We start from the raw sequence: 16541 nt of genomic DNA on the forward strand, positions 1-16541 counted from the left end.
CCCCCGTGACAAGGAGTTACCGGTGGAAATCTCTCCCGCGGCACCGCACCGCATGGACCCCTCCGGCGGCTGCCCGCACGCCGCCAACGCGCGGCTGCTCGCGCGGGGTGCGGTCGCGCCGGTCGTCCTGCCCGGGGAGATGGAGGGGATGGCCGTACTCGGGCACGATGCGCTCAGGGAGTTCCTCGCGCATCCCGATGTCGCCAAGGACGCACGGCACTTCACGGCACTGCGGGAGGGGCGGATCCCCCGTGGCTGGCCGCTGATGACCTTCGCGACGGTGCGGGGCATGACGACCGCCGACGGGGAGGACCACCGGCGACTGCGGTCGCTGGTGAGCCGGGCGTTCACGGCTCGGCGTGTCGAGGAACTACGGCCCCGCATCGAGCAGTTGACCATCTCCCTGCTCGACGACCTCGACCATGCTGCCGCGTCCGGCGGCGGAGTGGCCGACCTGCGGCGGCACTTCGCGCTGCCCCTGCCGATGGGCGTCATCAGTGAACTGCTCGGTGTCGAGGACAGGTACCGGGACCGACTGCATCATCTGTCCAACCAGGTCGTCGCCACCGACATCGGCCCACAGCAGGCCGTCGCCGCCAACCGCGAACTCGTCGCCGTCCTCGGCGAGATCGCCGCGGCCAAGGCCGAGCGGCCCGGTGACGACCTCACCAGCGCGCTCATTGCCGCCCGGGACGAGGAGGGCGACCGGCTCGGCGAACAGGAGCTGATCGGCACCCTGGTGCTGATGATCATCGCCGGACACGAGACCACGCTGAACCTGATCACCAACGCCGTACGGGCGTTGTGCGCTCACCGCGACCAGCTCGAACTCGTCCGCAAGGGCGAGGCGGGCTGGGGCGACGTCGTCGAGGAGACGCTGCGCTGGGACGCACCCGTCAGCTACTTCCCGTTCCGTTACCCGGTGCGGGACCTGACCGTGGACGGGATCGTCATACCCAAGGGCACGCCCGTACTCGCCGGGTACTCCGCCGCCGGGCGCGATCCGGCCGTCCACGGGGCGGACGCCGACCGGTTCGACGTGACCAGGCCCCGACGAACGGACGCCGTACGGCATCTCTCCCTCGGGTACGGCGCCCACTTCTGCCTGGGCGCACCGCTGGCCCGGCTGGAGGCCGGCGTCGCGCTGGAGCGGCTCTTCACCCGCTTCCCCGGCCTGGAACTCGCCGTGCCGGAGAACGAGCTCTCCCGCCACTCCAGCTTCGTGGGCAACAGCGTGCGATCGCTTCCCGTGCGTCCGCGGCCCTGAGATGATCCGGTCCGTACCCCGCGCTCACTCGAACGCGATCCCGTCCGCCCCACGTTGCTCCTAAACTGGCCGTGATGTTCTCCCCGCATGGTCCCTCCCTGCGCGAGCTGGCCGTTCAGGCGCTGTCCTCGGTCGAGCGCGGCTACGACCTGCTCGCACCCAAGTTCGACCACACCCCCTTCCGGACGCCTGACACGGTCCTCGACACCGTCCAGGGGGCCCTTCGGAACATGGGCCCCTTCGATCACGGGCTCGATCTGTGCTGCGGTACGGGCGCGGGGATGGACGTGCTGCGCACGGTGTGCCGCCGGAGCGTGACCGGTCTCGACTTCAGTGCGGGGATGCTCGCCGTCGGCCGGGAAGGGGTACGGTCCGACGGCCCGTCGCGCGTCGCCTGGGTGCGCGGCGACGCCCGTGCCCTGCCCTTCGGCCGCGTCTTCGACCTGGTCGTCAGCTTCGGCGCCTTCGGTCACTTCCTGCCGGGCGAGTTGCCCGGCCTTTTCGCGCAGGTTCACTCCGTGCTGCGGCCGGGCGGGCGGTTCGTGTTCCCGATCGGGGCCCCGCCGCGTCCCTCGTCGCCCTGGTACTGGGCACTGCTCGGCTTCGACACCGCGATGCGCGTCCGCAACGCCCTCTGGCGGCCGCCGTTCGTCATGTACTACCGGGCGTTCCGCTTCGGCGACGTGCGCCGGGAGCTGACGCGCGCCGGCTTCACGGTGGAGCACCAGGCGCTGCCCGACTTCGGGCGCCGGCCCGACGGCAGCCCGCGCTGTCGGCTGATCGTGGCGACGCGGGGGAGCGGCACACCCCGGATCTGACCGGGTCGATCACGTTCGGCCGGTTCCGGGTACCGGCCTGCCCTCATGTCGGTTTGTTTTTCCAACCCAATCGTTTAGAGTGAGTCTGCTTTTCAAACTTTTTCTCCTGTGAGGAAGAACCCGATGAGCGCTTCATCTCCGGTCCCTCTGGCGCCGAGGGAAAGCGCGGTCGATCCCCTGTGGTGGTCCTGGGCGGGAGCGCACGGAGGGCACGTCGCGGCCGTGGCTTTGGACGCCGTACGCGAACGGTTCCCCGGCGGAGCCCACCCGGTCCGCACCCTGACCACCCACCTCCTGGCCCCCGTCGAAGCCCGCCCTCTCCATGTCTCCGGGACCGCGCCCGCGACCGGCCGCCGCACCGCGACCTGCCTGTTCACCGGCCATCAGGGCGGGGGGCCGGTCGTCGTCGGCTCGGCCGTCTTCGGCTCCGGGCGCCCCGGACCCTCGTACGACGGCAGGCAGGCGCCCGGCGTACCGGCGCCGGACGACTGCGCGTCGCTCGATCTGCCCTTCGGCCTCGCGCCGTTCGCCGAGCAGGTGGAGATACGGCCGGCCAGTGACGACCGGCCGCTCGGCGGAGGCGAGCGCGCGGAACTCCTCGCCTGGGTACGGTTCGCCGACGGTCGAGCGCTCGACGCCGGCGCGGTCGTCACGCTCACCGATGTGCTGCCGCCCGGCCTCTACGCGTGCTGGCGCACCGCGCGGCCCGTGCCGACCGCCGAGCTGACGGTCCACTTCACCGACGCACTGGACGACGGCGTCCCGGAGGGCTGGGCCCTCGTGTGGATGCGGACGGCACAGGCCGGCGGCGGCTGGGCGGTCGACGACAGCGAGGTGTGGTCGGCCGACGGCCGTCTGCTCGCCCTCGCTCGCCAGGCCCGCGTCGTGCAGGACCGTTCACCCGGCCGCCGGTAGCGTGAACTCGTAGATCAGCGCGTCCCGTTGGGCCTCCACCACGAGATCGGTGATCTCCAGAGGCCGGTCCCACTGGTCGTGCACGCGCCGGGTCACTCGCACGGACGGCGGCAGCGGAGTGATCGTGTCGCGGTGGTGCAGGGTCAGCCCCGCCGTGCGCATCCAGTCGTAGGCGCGGCTCAGTTCGGCCGAGGCGCGGCCGTCCGCCCGGTCCCGGTAGCGGGCAAGTTCCGGTACCTCCGTGACGGCGACTGCGGAGAACGACGTGACAGCCCTCCGTACGCCACTTCCGTCGGCGGCCGCCGACGCGTACCGGTGGACGAGGGTCGGCCGCCGTGGTGCGAGGCCGAGCGTCCGCGCGTGCTCGGGGGAGGGGACCTCCCAGGTGACCGCCGCCCGGCCGGGCTCGGCGTCCTGCGCCCCCACCGGAAAGACGAGCGAGGGGACGTGCTCGGCGGTGGGGCCGGGCAGCATGGCGTGGCTGCCGCGCCGGTCGGTGGCGACCAGCCCCCCGCGGCGCAGGATCTGCAGGGCCTGGCGCACGGTCTCCCGGCTGACGCGGAAGTGTGCGGCCAACTGCCGTTCCGCGGGCAGTCGTTCCCCGGGTGGGATGGTGCCGTCGCGTAACTCGCGTAGCAGCTCGGTGGCGATGTGCCAGTACAGCGGCTCCTCGCGCGGACGGGGGTGTGAGTGATCGGGTCGGGGGATGATGCGGGCCATGTCCGCGCGCCTCCTGGTGACAAGACGTAGCCGTGCGGGATCGATGCGCGACCAGATCTAGCATTGGTCTAAACCACCAGGGAAGAGTGGCCAGGGAGTTCGGCCGATTCCCATCCGTGCCCCCGTGCCGCCAGGTGTCCCTACAGGGCGCTGTACAGGGCGTCGATCAGCGCCATCTTCCTCGGGTCATCGGCGATGTGCGGGCCCATGCGGTTCATGACGTAGCCCAGTGACACGCCCGCCTCGGGGTCCGCGAGACCGCAGGAGCCGCCGAAGCCGTCGTGTCCGAAAGCCCTCGGGTTCGGCCCGTACGAACCCTCGGATCCGCTGAGCCAGAGCCCGAGTCCGATCTCCGTGTCCCTCCCCAGACCGGCGCCCAGCACCAGGTCACGGCAGCTGCCCTGCCCCTCGCGCACCCGCTCGGCCGCTTCCGGGGACAGCACCTGCCGCCCGTCCCACGACCCCCGGCGGGCGAGGATCCCATACAGCGCGGCGACCGCGCGGGCCGTGCCGTGGCCGTTGAGCGCCGGGAGTTCGGCCGCCCGCCACTCGGGACTGTTGGCCTCGGCGGCGCCCACGAGGGGGTTGGCCAGTGCCGCCAGCGCCGCCGGTGCCAACTGGGCGAAGACCGCCGCCTGTTCGGTGCTGTCCGCGATCGGCGGCTGCACCAGCTCCGCCGCCCGTCCCGCCTCCTTCTCGGGGAGCCCGATGGTGAAGTCGATGCCGAGCGGCCCGGTCACCTCCCGCTCCAGGAACGCGCCCGGCAGTAGCCCCGACACCCGTCGGACCACCTCGCCCACCAGGAACCCGTAGGTCAGCGCGTGGTAGCCGCTCCGCGTCCCCGGCTGCCACCAGGGCTCCGTCGCCGCGAGCCGCGCGACGGTCAGCTCCCAGTCGTAGAGCTGGTCCGCCGAGTGCGGCTCCCGCAGCCCGGCCAGGCCGGCGCGGTGGGAGAGCAGATGCCGTACGAGCACCGACTCCTTGCCCGCGGCCGCGAACTCGGGCCAGTACGTGGCCACCGGCGCGTCGAGGTCGAGCAGGCCGCGATCGGCCAGGATGTGCAGACACAGGGCGGCCGGGCCCTTGGTCGTGGACCAGACGTTGACCACCGTGTCGCGCTCCCAGGGGCGCGTGCGTGCCGCATCCGCCCAGCCGCCCCACAGATCCACCACGGTCTCGCCGTCCACCGTGACCGTGACCGCCGCGCCCAGCTCCTCCCGCCCGCGGAAGTTCTCCTCGAACGCCGTGCGCACCGACGTGAAACGCGGGTCGCACCGGCCGTCCACCTGGGGTGCGTACTGGGACATGGGCCCTCCGTGGTCCGTCGCGACGGGGCCCGGCCGGGCAGCCGGACGTGATGAACGTACCGACTGGTCGGACTTGGAGGGAACCCGTTGGACGCACCCCGCCGAGACGGCCACCGCGCGCCTGCCGTCAGGTGAAGAACGTCCGAGCGGCCCGGAACTGAGCCGCTAGGTCGCCCCTTTCAGAAGCGGGCCGGCAGCCAGCGCAGCTTGACCGCCTCCTGGTAAGGGCCGCCGCCCTCGTGGTCGTTGAACTCGTAGACCTCGATCGTCTTGTCCTCGTGCGCCCACGCGTTGAACGCGGCGAAGACCGTCGACGGCGGGCACGTCTGGTCCTCCAGTGCCGCCGAGAACAGCGCTGGCGCCCGACCGCGCGCCGCGAAGTGCACACCGTCGAAGTACGACAGCGTCCGCATTACCCGCTCGGTGCGGCCACGGTGCGTCTTGAGGTAGTTGCCGATCTCCCGGTACGGGTCGCGGTCCGTCAGCCTCGTCGCGCGCGGGAAGTCGCACAGGAACGGCACGTCCGGCGCCACCGCCACCAGGTCCGGTACGAGTCCGCCGACCGCGAGCGTGATGCCGCCGCCCTGGCTGGAGCCCACGGCCGCGGTGCGGGAGGCGTCGGTCAGCGGGTGCGAACGGGCCGCCTCGACGGCCCGCACGCCGTCCGTGAAGACCCGCCGGTAGTAGTAGTTTTCGGGCTCGTCGACGCCGCGCGTCATGAATCCGGGAAACGCCGGGGCGCTGCCCACCGGGTCCGGCGTCTCGCCGCCGCCTCCCCACGCGCTGCCCTGGCCTCGCGTGTCCATCACGAAGTGCGCGAACCCCGCCGACGCCCACAGCAGGTGTGTGTGCGCAAGGGCGCGCCCGCCGCCATAGCCGATGAACTCCACGACCGTCGGCAGCGGCCCGTCCGTGGACGTCGGCACGGTCAGCCAGCCCTTCACCGGATGGCCGCCGAACCCGGCGAACGTCACGTCGTACACCTGGACCGTCTTCAGACCCGTCTCGACGGGCTCGAAGCGGGCGTCGAGGTCGTGCTCGCGGGTCTCCTGGAGTGTCTTCGTCCAGAACGCGTCGAAGTCCGCGGGCTCCGCGGAAGCGCTGCGGTACTCGCGGAGCTCGTCGAGCGACAGGTCGAACAGGGCCATGAAGGACCACCTTTGACGTCAGGCGTGCGGATGATCACACCGTAAGGTGGCCTGTCGGGACCCCACCAGACCTCGAAGCCTTGCGGCCCGGGGAAAGCCCGAGGGGCGTGGGTCCTCACCCTGTCATGCCGTGCGCCGCCCCCAATTCGGCCCCTGACGGGCCCATTCGGCCTCCCACTCCTCCATGCGGTGCCGCTCGGCGACCCGGCCGATCACGGCGCGCGCCAGCAGGACGGTCCCCACCAGACCGCCCGCGGCCCACACACCGGCCGTCAGGGTCTGCTGCCACACCGCGGCGTTGCTCGGCGGCGGTGCGACGCCGTGGCCCTTGGCGTCCAGCCACACCTCCGCCCGGTCGCCGTGCCGCGAGCCCGCCGGGACCTGGGCGACCGTCGTGCGCGTGCCCTTGCCCGGCTCGGTCCAGTGCACCTTCACCCCGTACAGGGGCTGTTTGCCGCCCTGCGCGGAGGGCACCGCGGCCGGGGCGTCCTCGGCGAGTACCGCGGGCACCTGATGGCGGTGGGCACGCAGGGACACCTGGGTCGCGTGCGCGTTGTCGTACGCCCACCAGCCCGCGGCCGTGCCGACGAGCGGGGCCCCGACACACAGCAGAACAGCGACGATCAGCGACGTCCACGCCTCGATGACATCCGATCGGCGGCGCAGCGGATTGCGTCGCCAGCGCCAGCCGCGCACCCGGGTTCGCATCTCGACCTCCTTGCCGCCACGTCCCGCTCGCGGAGGGGCCGACAGCCCCTCGACCGGGCCGGTCCGCCTTTCCCGGCGTACCGGTCCCGCACGCGAGCGTCCACCACGGACCCGGCGTCGATTCCACGCCCGTACCACCGATCCGAGCCCCGTGGGGAACCGGCGCACCACTCGCCGCCACGAGCAGCCCCCTCGGCGAAGTACCGCGCGGCACCCGTCCGCCCCGTACGACGGCGGCGGACCACATCGGTCCCGCACCCGGGACCGAGCCGTGCCGGACCGACCGTGCTCGCCGACCCGTGGCCGGAGGACGGCCGCTCACGGACCAGTGTGTACGCGGCATAGGGTGCTTCCGACTCGAACGGCTTTTTATGCCAATTCTCCTCCCCGGCGAAGTTCCCGGCCATCCGACCCGGAAACCCCGGACCGACCACGCCCACCGACACCCCGAACCGGGCCGACGGCCCGGTTCGGAGTGGGGCCCGTGGCCCACCCCGCAGCCGGGCGGGTTGCGCACTCGGGGGCGGGCCTGTCGCGCACTGGAACGGTCCTGTGGAGCCCAAGCAGCGTCGGCCTGGGCGGCCCTCGGATCCGGTTCTGTCGTCCCTCGGGCCGGGCCTGTCGTCCCTCGGCCTGGGCCTGTCGTCCCTCGGGTCGACCGGGACCGGTTCGCGTCGACGGACCGACCGGCGGCCCATTCCGGAGCTGGGTCTGTGCCCCATCCAGGGCTGGTCCCGTTGCCCACCCGGGGTTTGGGCTGCGGAGTACCGGAACGGTCCTGTCCAGTCGAAGAAGCGCCGACCTGTCGGCACCCGGATCCAGCTCTCTCACCCTCGGGGCCAGACCTGTCGATCCCGCTGGGCCAGACCCGTCGATCCCGCTGGGCCGTACCCGTCGAGCCCCCCGGGGCCGGGCCTGTAGCCCACCACGGAATCGGCCCAGCAGCGTCCGGAACCAGCCCCGTTGAGCCCGCGAACCGGCCCAGCAGAAGCCCATGGACCCGGGCCCTGCCGGGCCCGGAACCGCGCGTTCGCCCCCGCAACCGTGCGCTCCCCCTGAAACCGGCACGCCGACGGCCCTGCTCCCGCACGCCATTACTACAAGTGCCGACAGCCACCCCAGGCCTCTGCAGTCACCCAGTCACCGCAGGCGTGGACGAACACCACAGCGTCGACGGCGACCACAGGCGTGGACGGCGACCAAAGGCGTGGAGGGTCACCACAGGCGTCGACCGATAGCGCCCCGGACTCGCCGCCACCCGACTCCGGCCGGGCCTTGTTCAGCCGAAGCGTTCGATGCGGATACGGTCGACCGGCTGCCCGGCCGCGACGAGCAGTCGTGAGGTGTGTTCCGCGAAGCCATTGGAGCCGCACACATAGGCCTCCCACCCACCGGGAGGCGCCTCGGCCAGGAGCGGTGCCACATGGGCCGCCGACACACGGCCCACGGGCACACCCTCCGGCGCGCTGCGCGTGAAGACTCGCGTGGTCTCCTCGCCGTACTCCTCCGCGTAGATCAGCTCCCGCGGTCCCCGGGCCGAGACCAGCAGCCGCAGCGGCACGTCCAGGCCACGCGCCCGGTGGTGACGCACCATCGACATCAGCGGGACGACCCCCGAGCCGGCGCCGATCAGCAGGGCGGGCCGGTCGCCGGGCCAGGCGAAGAATCCGCTCAGCGGGCCCCGCACCTCGACCTCGTCCCCGGGCCTGGCCACGGTGTGGAACCAGCCGGAGACCTCACCGCCCTCGACGTGGTCCAGGGTCAGCTCGATGTGTCCGGCGTCGTCCGGCGGGGATGCGATCGAGTAGTGCCGTTGCGCCAGGTAACCGTCCTGCGCGATCAGCCGCAGCATCAGGTGCTGGCCGGGCAGATGGCCCGCCCAGCCGGGCACCGCGAAGCGGAACGTCGCCGCGTGCGGTGTCTCCCGGCGGATCTCGGTCAGCGTCGCGGTCTGCCACACGGCCGCCGCACGGTTGCTCACGGCGATCCGCCCAGGAACGGCGAAACGCGTGGGCGGAACGAAGGGTTCGGGTGTCACGGCCGTCTCAGTCACCGGAGTACCGCTGCTCCTCCCACGGGTTGCCCCGCGCGTGGTAGCCGTTCTGCTCCCAGAACCCCGGCTCGTCGTGGTCGAGGATCCTCAGGCCCGCGATCCACTTGGCGCTCTTCCAGAAGTACAGATGCGGGACCAGCAGCCGCGCGGGCCCGCCGTGTTCGGCGGGCAGCGGCTTCCCGTCGTACTCGAACGCGATCCAGGCGCGGCCGCCGGCGAGGTCGGCGAGCGGGAGGTTCGTGGTGTACCCGGTGTGGGAGTAGGCGACGGCGTGGGTGGCCGTCGCCTCGGGCCGGACGAGGTCCAGGAACACGTCCAGGGACACGCCCCCGAACCGCACCCCGAACTTCGACCAACTGGTCACGCAGTGGATGTCACCCTCGTACGCCGACGCCGGCAGCGCGTGCGCGTCCTCCCAGCTCCAGGTGCGCGGCTCGGCCACCAGTCCGTCGATCCGGAAGGACCAGTCCGGGGCCGCCAGATCCGGTGTGACCTCGGCGGACAGGACGGGCCAGTCGTCACCCGCGTCGTACTGGCCGGGCGGCAGCCCGGGGTCGGGGACGCGCGGGCGCCCGGTGAAGCCTCGGGTGACGTTCATGACGGGTGGTGCCTCCAGGCCGTCCGGACCGGACCGCCGGTCGAGCGTGATCAATGCGTACGCATTCAACCGTACGCATTACACCGTACGCGCCCGCCGGCCGTGCCTCCCGCCCCCGCCGGGCCTCGATCATTGCGGATGTATGAACTCTCCCGCGGCCTGGGAATAGCCGCCCCGCGATCTTCCTTGCGGAGTAGTGGCCGGTACCGGCGGCGTGAGCGGCGGGTGGTCCGGCGACAGCGAAGGAGAGTGAGGCAGGACATGCCCAAGGCGTACGCATACACGAGGTACGGCGGCCCGGAGACCGAGGCCCTCGTCGACGTGGACCGGCCGAGCCCCGGCCCGGGCCAGGTCCTCGTCGCGGTTCGCGCGGCGGGCGTGAACCCGATCGACTGGAAGCTGCGCACGGGCTTCCGCCGTCCCGGCGAGACCGGCTCGCCCGCGTTTCCCGTGGTGTTCGGCAGCGAGGCCGCCGGTGTCGTCGAGGAAATCGGCGAGGGTGTGACCGGCTTCGCCGTCGGGGACGCGGTCTTCGGCAACACGGTGACCGGCGGCTACGCCGAGTACGCGCTGCTGCCCGCGGCGGTGACCGCGCATGTGCCCGACGGGCTCTCCTTCGCTCACACCGCGGTCCTGCCGGTCGCGGCGGCCACCGCGTACGACGGGATCCGCCAGCTCGGCCTGCCCGCCGGTGCGACCCTGCTGGTCACCGGCGCGGGCGGCGGGGTCGGTGTGGCGGCCGTGCAGATCGGGCGCGCCTTCGGTCTGCGTGTCGTCGGTGCGGCCAGCGACGGCAAGAAGGACTTTGTCGAGCACCTCGGAGCCGTGCACGTCCCCTCGGGCCCGGATCTGGCCGCGCGGGTGCGGGCGGCGGCCCCGGACGGCGTCGACGGCGTCTACGACCTCGTCGGCGGCGACGTACTGGAAGAGGCGGCGACCCTGCTGACCGACCGGTCCAAGCTGATCACCGCGGGGGCGTCCCCCCAGGACGTCGAGCGGCTCGGTGGCGCGCGCGTGGTCCGGGCCCGGACCACCGCGGTGCTCGACGAGGTCGCGCGCCTGGTAGAGCGTGGCGACCTCGACCCCCACATCACTCAGCGGTTCCCCCTCGAACGGGCGGGAGAGGCCCTCCGCGCGGTCGAGGACGGCCACGCCCGTGGCAAGGTCGTGATCGAGGTCGGCGTATGAGCACCGAACGGCACGTCCTCGACAACCCCGCGCTCGCCTCGCTGACCGGCCCGCACGCCCACTTCGCCGAGCGCCGGGGCCGTGTCCTGCGCTACCCCCTCGACGTGTCGCCGTGGGTGGGTCTGCCCGACGAGCCCGACGCCGACGACTGGGCCGACCTCGCGGCACTCGCCGGCCCGGGCGCCGAGGCTCCGCTGCCCGGTTTCCGAGGCCGGGTTCCTGACGGCTGGGAGATCACCTTCGCCCTCGACGGCGTGCAGCTCGTCGACGACGGGCTCGCCGCCGCGCCCGACCGGGAGGCCGTGCGGCTCGGTCCCGACGACGTACCCGAGATGCTGGACCTGGTCGAGCGCACCCGGCCCGGCCCGTTCCTGCCGCGCACCATCGAGCTGGGCACCTACCTGGGCATCCGCCGGGGTGGCGCCCTGGTCGCCATGGCGGGCGAGCGGCTGCACCCACCGGGCTGGACCGAGATCAGCGCGGTGTGCACCGACCCGGACTTCCGTGGTCAGGGTCTGGCCGGCCGGCTGGTCCTGGCGGTCGCGCACGGCATCCGCGAGCGCGGAGAGACGCCGTTCCTGCACACCAGCGCGGGCAATACCAACGCCATCCGGCTCTACGAATCCCTCGGCTTCCGGCTGCGCCGCACCACGAAGTTCCTCTCGGCGCGGGTTCCGGAGCACTCGGCGGACCAGCAGGCCGTCGGGATCTGACGACGAGAAAGAATCCCCTCGGGCAGCTGCCGGGCGCCGACCGACCGTCAGCGGGCGGCTGTGCCGTGGGGTTCGACCGGTGTGACGGCCGCCGCCGCGTTGTACCGCAGCAGATAGCCCGCGAAGCGGTCCAGGTCCTCCCGTGACCAGCCCGCGAGCCGCTCCCGGAACGCCTCCCGGCGGCTCTCGGTGACCTGGGCGAGGATCCGGGTCCCCGCCTCGGTCAGATGCAGCACCTGCACCCGGTGGTCGTCCGGATCGAGCCGCCGCTCGATCAGCCCGGCCCGCTCCAGCGCGGCCACCTGCCGGCTGACCGTGGACTTGTCCAGCGCGTAGTGCGCGGCCAGGTCGGTGGCCCGGCAGCCGCCGCTCTCCTCCAGGTGCCCGAGCAACGTGTACGCCACCAGGGACAGCTCGGGGTGCATGCGCCCCGCCGAGGCGCGGGCGCGCCGGGCGAAGACCGTCATCTCGCGCTGGATGGTCTCGACAGCGCCGTCGCCTTCTGTGACGGCGGTCCCGTCCGAACCCTCGACTGCCTTCACGGGACCTCCTCGCACCTCTGGTTGCACTGTACAACTTGGCGAAAGGGGTGCGAGGTGCGTGCGCCGACCGGGCGGGCAGGGGCGTCGGCGTCCGGACCCCTGCTAATGTGACCGTCCTGGCCGTGGATCGTCCCGGCCGGTTCGTGGCCGAGGAGGTGAGACCCATTACCGCTGTGTCGGCTCGGGTGCTCTCACCTCAGGACAGCGCGGCTCACCGCCCGTAGGTGACCGTGAGGGCGCCCTTCGGTCCACCGAAAGGCTTTCTCGGCTCCATGCCACCATTTTCGCGCACCCATATTGTCTCCGCGCTTCGTACCGCCGGCTGTGTCTTCGCCGAGGACGAGGCCGAGTTGATTCTCTCCACCGCCCGCACGCCGGACGAGGCCGTCGCCATGGTCGACCGGCGCGCCGCCGGGCTCCCCCTCGAACACGTCCTGGGCTGGGCCGAGTTCCGCGGGCTGCGCATCGCCGTGGAACCGGGCGTCTTCGTGCCCCGCCGCCGCACCGAGTTCCTGGTCGAACAGGCCCTCGCCCTCAGCCGCGACGCCTCCCTCGTCGTGGACCTGTGCTGCGGCTCGGGCGCCGTCGGCGCCGCCCTCGCCGCGGCGCTCGACGGGCCCGAACTGCACGCCGCCGACATCGACCCCGCCGCCGTACGCTGCGCCCGCGGAAACGTCGCGGCGTACGGCGGGCACGTCCACGAGGGCGACCTGTTCGCCGCCCTCCCGGACGACCTGCGCGGCCGCGTCGACATCCTGGCCGCCAACGTGCCCTACGTCCCCACGGACGAGGTCGCGTTGCTGCCGTCCGAGGCCCGTGATCACGAGCCCCTGGCCGCCCTGGACGGCGGCTCGGACGGCCTGGACGTCCTGCGCCGGGTCACCGCCGAGGCGACCCGGTGGCTGGCGCCCGGCGGCTGCCTGCTCGTCGAGACGAGCGAACGCCAAGTCCCCTCCGCTGTCGAGGCGTTCACTCACGGCGGCCTCAAGGTGCGGCTCGCCGTTTCGAAGGAGCTGTATGCCAACGTGTTGATCGGCACCCGGCGTCACAGGACACGCGTCACGAATGCAGAGAGCGTAGGAAGTCCCCGACGATCGCGTTGAAGGCGTCGGGCCGCTCCATGTTGGGGTAGTGCGCGGTGCCTTCGACGACCGTGGTCCGGCCGTTCCCGACGGTGCGCACGAGGCGTTCCGCCATGCCGATGTGGTCGACCGAGTCGATGCCGCCGTTGACGGCCAGCACGGGTACCTCGATCTTCGCCGCCCGGGCCCAGGTGTCGGTGACGGGGACGGACCAGTCCGGTTCGTCGCGGGTGTGCTTGCCGATCGTCCCCCGGGCCATCTCCCGTACGCGGCGTTCGACTTCGGGGTCGACGTCCTCGGCGGTGCGCTCGGGGCCGTAGGTGAACTGCGAGAACGCGTCGAGGAACGCGTCGATGTCGCCGGCCCCGAGCGCATGCCAGTACGAGGAGCTCACGGCCGTGGTCCAGGGGTCCCGGAAATCGGGCTCGCTGGTCCCGACGCCGCTGACGACCAGGGCGCGGACGAGGTCCGGGTGTTCCAGCGCCGTGTCGACGGCGATGGCCCCGCCCATCGAGAGGCCGACCAGGACGGCGGGGCCGAGGCGGAGGTGGCGCAGGATCGCGGCGAGGTCATCGGTGTGGCGGAACGGCCGGGTCGCGTTGGACGAGGCCCCGTGGCCGCGCGCGTCCAGGGCGATCACCCGGTGGGTCCGCGCGAACACCGGTGTCTGGTCGTCCCACATGTGGTGGTCGAGGAAACCGCCGTGCAGCAGCACCAGCGGCGGTCCTGCTCCCTCGTCGCGATAGGCCAGGCGGCGGTCTTCGGTGGCGAACGTCTGCGTCTCCGAGGTGTGTGTCATGACAACCAAGGTGTCAACTTCTCCCGAAGTTGACAACCTGGGTGTCATAATCGTGGGCGTGACCGACAAGAACGCGCCACTCGCCCCCGATGAACTCGCCCCCCGCCTCATGGACGTCTTCGCCCTGGTCGGTCCGCTGTACCGGCGGGTGCAGCGCAAGGTGGAACAGGCCGAATCGATCGAGGGAGTCTCCGTCGGCGTACGGGCCGTCCTCGACCTGCTGCGGGGGAACGGACCCATGACCGTCCCGCAGATGGGCCGCGCGCAGGCGCTGAGCAGGCAGTTCGTGCAGCGGATGGTCAACGACGCGGCGGCGCGCGGGCTGGTCGAGTCCATCCCCAACCCGGCCCACAAGCGGTCCTCGCTGATTCGGCTGACGGACGACGGCCGGGCGGCCATCGACGCCGTCACCGCCCGTGAGCACGCCCTGTTGCGTCAGGTGCGTGGTGAGCTGACCGAGGCCGACGTGCAGACCTGTCTGCGGGTGCTGGGCCGGATGCTCGAACTCTTCGACGACGTGGAGGTGGACTGAGGGCCGCGGTGGACTGGGGTCGCGGTGAGCTGAGGGTCGCTGTGGTTGTGCAACTAGTTGCACAACCTGCCCGCCGTCGTCTACAACAGACGCACGACACACCGCACGGAGGGCCCGATGAGCCGCTACCCGCACCTGCTGACCCCGCTCGACCTGGGCTTCACCACGCTGCCCAACCGCGTGCTCATGGGCTCGATGCACGTGGGCCTCGAGGAGGCGGAGCATGGCTTCGCACGCATGGCCGCGTTCTACGCCGCCCGGGCGCGCGGGGGAGTGGGCCTCATCGTCACCGGCGGCATCGCACCCAACGAGGCCGGACGCCCGTACGAGGGCGGCGCCAAGCTCACCACCGAGGCGGAGGCCGAGCAGCACTCCGTCATCACGGAAGCCGTGCACCGCGAGGGCGGCCGGATCGCGATGCAGATCCTCCACTTCGGCCGGTACGCCTACCACCAGGACCTCGTCGCCCCCAGCGCCCTCCAGGCCCCGATCAGCCCGTTCGTCCCGCACGAGCTCACCGACGCCGAGGTCGAGCAGACGATCGACGACTACGCGCGCGCCGCCCGACTGGCCCGGCAGGCCGGTTACGACGGCGTCGAGGTCATGGGCTCCGAGGGCTACCTCATCAACGAGTTCATCGCGACCCCGACCAACCGGCGCGAGGACCGCTGGGGCGGCTCGTACGAGAACCGCATGCGCTTCCCGGTCGAGATCGTCCGCCGCGTCCGCGAGGCGGTCGGCGAGGACTTCATCATCATCTACCGCCTGTCCATGCTCGACCTCGTCCCCGGCGGCTCCTCCCTCGACGAGGTCGTCACGCTCGCGAAGGCGGTCGAGGCCGCCGGAGCGACCATCATCAACACCGGCATCGGCTGGCACGAGGCCCGCATCCCGACCATCGCCACCTCCGTGCCGCGCGGCGCGTACACCTGGGTGACCAGGAAGGTCATGGGCGCCGTCTCGGTCCCGCTCGTGACCACCAACCGCATCAACACCCCCGAGCTGGCCGAGCAGTTGCTCGCCGAGGGGTACGCCGACATGGTGTCCCTGGCCCGCCCGATGCTCGCCGACCCCGATTTCGTCGCCAAGGCCGAACAGGGGCGCCCGGAGGCCATCAACACCTGCATCGGCTGCAACCAGGCCTGCCTCGACCACACCTTCAGCGGAAAGATCACCTCCTGCCTGGTCAACCCGCGCGCCTGTCACGAGACCGAGCTGGTCCTGTCCCCGACCCGGTTGCGCAAGCGCGTCGCCGTGGTCGGCGCCGGTCCCGCCGGGCTCGCCTGCGCCGTCTCCGCCGCCGAGCGCGGCCACGACGTCACCCTCTACGACGCGGCGGGCGAGATCGGCGGCCAGCTCAACGTCGCCCGTCAGGTCCCCGGCAAGCAGGAGTTCGACGAGACGCTCCGTTACTTCCGCACCCAGCTCGAACAGCACGGTGTGGACGTCCGGTTGAACACCCGCGTCGCCGCCGGCGACCTGGCCGATCACGACGAGATCGTCGTCGCGACCGGCGTCACCCCGCGCACCCCCGAGATCCCCGGCGTCGACCACCCCAGCGTCCTCGGCTATCTCGACGTGTTGCGCGACGGCGCCCCCGTCGGTGAGCGCGTCGCCGTCCTCGGCGCGGGCGGCATCGGCTTCGACGTCGCCGAATACCTCACCGACGGCGGCGACAAGGCGAGCGAGGACCCGGCGACCTACTTCCGCCACTGGGGTGTCGACATGGACTACCGCGTCGCCGGCGGCCTCGCCGCACCCGAGCGGCCCGCCCCGCCGCGCACCGTCCACCTCCTCCAGCGCAAGACCTCGAAGGTCGGCGCCGGGCTCGGCAAGACCACCGGCTGGATCCACCGCACGGAGCTCAAGCACCGGGGCGTCACCATGCTCCCGGGCGTCAGCTACGACCGGATCGACGACGCCGGGCTCCACATCACCGTGGACGGCGAGAGCCGGGTCCTGGAGGTCGACACGATCGTCCTGTGCACAGGGCAGGAACCGCGCCGCGACCTGTACGAGGAGCTGGTGGCCGCGGGCCGGGAGCCGCATCTCATCGGCGGTGCCGACGTGGCCGCCGAGCTGGACGCCAAGCGCGCGATCAAGCAGGGCACGGAGCTGGCGGCGGCGCTGTAGGCGCCGTGCGTCGCCTCC

General features: G+C 72.2%; 16 protein-coding genes. 8 read left to right on the forward strand and 8 right to left on the reverse strand.

Going from position 1 to position 16541, the window contains the following annotated elements; all coding sequences use genetic code 11:
* The first annotated feature begins 52 nt into the window (after positions 1–52).
* From Q2K21_RS17065 to Q2K21_RS17075, 3 genes are all read left to right on the forward strand, one after another.
* On the forward strand, positions 53–1267 hold the full coding sequence (locus Q2K21_RS17065; RefSeq protein ID WP_310781046.1) for a cytochrome P450 family protein: 1215 nt from the start codon (positions 53–55) through the stop codon (positions 1265–1267).
* A 74-nt stretch (positions 1268–1341) separates the two neighbouring features.
* A complete protein-coding gene (locus Q2K21_RS17070) occupies positions 1342–2085 on the forward strand; it encodes a class I SAM-dependent methyltransferase (protein WP_310771636.1) in 744 nt (247 codons plus the stop codon).
* Between the two features lie 123 nt (positions 2086–2208).
* Positions 2209–3000 (forward strand): thioesterase family protein, encoded by a 792-nt coding sequence (locus Q2K21_RS17075; RefSeq protein WP_310771637.1) that lies wholly within the window; start codon positions 2209–2211, stop codon positions 2998–3000.
* Here Q2K21_RS17075 and Q2K21_RS17080 read toward each other — a convergent pair.
* From Q2K21_RS17080 to Q2K21_RS17105, 6 genes are all read right to left on the reverse strand, one after another.
* Positions 2983–3720 carry a GntR family transcriptional regulator gene (locus Q2K21_RS17080; RefSeq protein ID WP_310771638.1) on the reverse strand — a complete coding sequence of 246 codons (738 nt, stop codon included), beginning with the start codon at positions 3718–3720 and terminating at the stop codon, positions 2983–2985. The two genes, Q2K21_RS17075 and Q2K21_RS17080, sit on opposite strands and share 18 nt — an antisense overlap.
* A 140-nt stretch (positions 3721–3860) precedes the next feature.
* Positions 3861–5027: a serine hydrolase domain-containing protein gene (locus tag Q2K21_RS17085; RefSeq protein ID WP_310771639.1), complete on the reverse strand. Its 1167-nt coding sequence runs from the start codon at positions 5025–5027 to the stop codon at positions 3861–3863.
* Between the two features lie 179 nt (positions 5028–5206).
* On the reverse strand, positions 5207–6175 hold the full coding sequence (locus Q2K21_RS17090; RefSeq protein WP_310771640.1) for an acetylxylan esterase: 969 nt from the start codon (positions 6173–6175) through the stop codon (positions 5207–5209).
* A 123-nt stretch (positions 6176–6298) separates the two neighbouring features.
* Positions 6299–6883 carry an Rv1733c family protein gene (locus tag Q2K21_RS17095; protein ID WP_310771641.1) on the reverse strand — a complete coding sequence of 195 codons (585 nt, stop codon included), beginning with the start codon at positions 6881–6883 and terminating at the stop codon, positions 6299–6301.
* A 1279-nt stretch (positions 6884–8162) separates the two neighbouring features.
* Positions 8163–8936 (reverse strand): ferredoxin reductase, encoded by a 774-nt coding sequence (locus Q2K21_RS17100; RefSeq protein WP_310771642.1) that lies wholly within the window; start codon positions 8934–8936, stop codon positions 8163–8165.
* Positions 8929–9534 (reverse strand): sulfite oxidase-like oxidoreductase, encoded by a 606-nt coding sequence (locus Q2K21_RS17105; RefSeq protein WP_310771643.1) that lies wholly within the window; start codon positions 9532–9534, stop codon positions 8929–8931. The genes Q2K21_RS17100 and Q2K21_RS17105 overlap by 8 nt, the downstream gene beginning before the upstream one ends.
* A gap of 261 nt (positions 9535–9795) precedes the next feature.
* Here Q2K21_RS17105 and Q2K21_RS17110 point away from each other — a divergent pair, with 261 nt between their 5' ends.
* Both Q2K21_RS17110 and Q2K21_RS17115 read left to right on the forward strand, forming a co-directional pair.
* On the forward strand, positions 9796–10722 hold the full coding sequence (locus tag Q2K21_RS17110) for a quinone oxidoreductase family protein (protein WP_310771644.1): 927 nt from the start codon (positions 9796–9798) through the stop codon (positions 10720–10722).
* Positions 10719–11435, forward strand: a complete 717-nt coding sequence (locus Q2K21_RS17115; protein ID WP_310771646.1) for a GNAT family N-acetyltransferase — start codon at positions 10719–10721, stop codon at positions 11433–11435. The genes Q2K21_RS17110 and Q2K21_RS17115 overlap by 4 nt, the downstream gene beginning before the upstream one ends.
* 47 nt (positions 11436–11482) lie before the next feature.
* On the opposite strand, the gene Q2K21_RS17120 is transcribed toward Q2K21_RS17115, so the two are convergent.
* Positions 11483–11902: a MarR family winged helix-turn-helix transcriptional regulator gene (locus Q2K21_RS17120; RefSeq protein ID WP_310781049.1), complete on the reverse strand. Its 420-nt coding sequence runs from the start codon at positions 11900–11902 to the stop codon at positions 11483–11485.
* 347 nt (positions 11903–12249) lie between these two features.
* On the opposite strand from Q2K21_RS17120, the gene Q2K21_RS17125 reads away from it, so the two are divergent.
* Complete coding sequence (locus Q2K21_RS17125; RefSeq protein ID WP_310771648.1) at positions 12250–13080, forward strand: putative protein N(5)-glutamine methyltransferase; 831 nt, start codon at positions 12250–12252, stop codon at positions 13078–13080.
* Here Q2K21_RS17125 and Q2K21_RS17130 read toward each other — a convergent pair.
* On the reverse strand, positions 13037–13858 hold the full coding sequence (locus Q2K21_RS17130; RefSeq protein ID WP_310771650.1) for an alpha/beta fold hydrolase: 822 nt from the start codon (positions 13856–13858) through the stop codon (positions 13037–13039). The two genes, Q2K21_RS17125 and Q2K21_RS17130, sit on opposite strands and share 44 nt — an antisense overlap.
* A gap of 109 nt (positions 13859–13967) precedes the next feature.
* Here Q2K21_RS17130 and Q2K21_RS17135 point away from each other — a divergent pair, with 109 nt between their 5' ends.
* Together Q2K21_RS17135 and Q2K21_RS17140 are read left to right on the forward strand one after the other, a co-directional pair.
* A complete protein-coding gene (locus Q2K21_RS17135) occupies positions 13968–14390 on the forward strand; it encodes a MarR family winged helix-turn-helix transcriptional regulator (RefSeq protein WP_386275837.1) in 423 nt (140 codons plus the stop codon).
* A 117-nt stretch (positions 14391–14507) separates the two neighbouring features.
* Entirely contained in the window at positions 14508–16523 is a 2016-nt protein-coding gene (locus Q2K21_RS17140; protein ID WP_310771654.1) for an NADPH-dependent 2,4-dienoyl-CoA reductase, read from the forward strand.
* Positions 16524–16541: the final 18 nt, after the last annotated feature.

It is taken from the genome of Streptomyces sp. CGMCC 4.7035, from assembly GCF_031583065.1.
In the GTDB taxonomy this organism is placed as follows: Bacteria; Actinomycetota; Actinomycetes; order Streptomycetales; family Streptomycetaceae; genus Streptomyces; species Streptomyces yaanensis.

Excerpts from the sequence above, each read along its gene's own strand:
- Q2K21_RS17115 (WP_310771646.1), top strand. The coding sequence starts at position 10,719 with ATGAGCACCGAACGGCACGTCCTCGACAACCCCGCGCTCGCCTCGCTG.
- Q2K21_RS17070 (WP_310771636.1), top strand. The coding sequence starts at position 1,342 with ATGTTCTCCCCGCATGGTCCCTCCCTGCGCGAGCTGGCCGTTCAGGCG.
- Q2K21_RS17090 (WP_310771640.1), bottom strand. The coding sequence starts at position 6,175 with ATGGCCCTGTTCGACCTGTCGCTCGACGAGCTCCGCGAGTACCGCAGC.
- Q2K21_RS17140 (WP_310771654.1), top strand. The coding sequence starts at position 14,508 with ATGAGCCGCTACCCGCACCTGCTGACCCCGCTCGACCTGGGCTTCACC.
- Q2K21_RS17085 (WP_310771639.1), bottom strand. The coding sequence starts at position 5,027 with ATGTCCCAGTACGCACCCCAGGTGGACGGCCGGTGCGACCCGCGTTTC.
- Q2K21_RS17135 (WP_386275837.1), top strand. The coding sequence starts at position 13,968 with ATGGACGTCTTCGCCCTGGTCGGTCCGCTGTACCGGCGGGTGCAGCGC.
- Q2K21_RS17080 (WP_310771638.1), bottom strand. The coding sequence starts at position 3,720 with ATGGCCCGCATCATCCCCCGACCCGATCACTCACACCCCCGTCCGCGC.
- Q2K21_RS17125 (WP_310771648.1), top strand. The coding sequence starts at position 12,250 with ATGCCACCATTTTCGCGCACCCATATTGTCTCCGCGCTTCGTACCGCC.
- Q2K21_RS17065 (WP_310781046.1), top strand. The coding sequence starts at position 53 with ATGGACCCCTCCGGCGGCTGCCCGCACGCCGCCAACGCGCGGCTGCTC.
- Q2K21_RS17095 (WP_310771641.1), bottom strand. The coding sequence starts at position 6,883 with ATGCGAACCCGGGTGCGCGGCTGGCGCTGGCGACGCAATCCGCTGCGC.
- Q2K21_RS17075 (WP_310771637.1), top strand. The coding sequence starts at position 2,209 with ATGAGCGCTTCATCTCCGGTCCCTCTGGCGCCGAGGGAAAGCGCGGTC.
- Q2K21_RS17110 (WP_310771644.1), top strand. The coding sequence starts at position 9,796 with ATGCCCAAGGCGTACGCATACACGAGGTACGGCGGCCCGGAGACCGAG.
- Q2K21_RS17130 (WP_310771650.1), bottom strand. The coding sequence starts at position 13,858 with ATGACACACACCTCGGAGACGCAGACGTTCGCCACCGAAGACCGCCGC.
- Q2K21_RS17120 (WP_310781049.1), bottom strand. The coding sequence starts at position 11,902 with ATGACGGTCTTCGCCCGGCGCGCCCGCGCCTCGGCGGGGCGCATGCAC.
- Q2K21_RS17105 (WP_310771643.1), bottom strand. The coding sequence starts at position 9,534 with ATGAACGTCACCCGAGGCTTCACCGGGCGCCCGCGCGTCCCCGACCCC.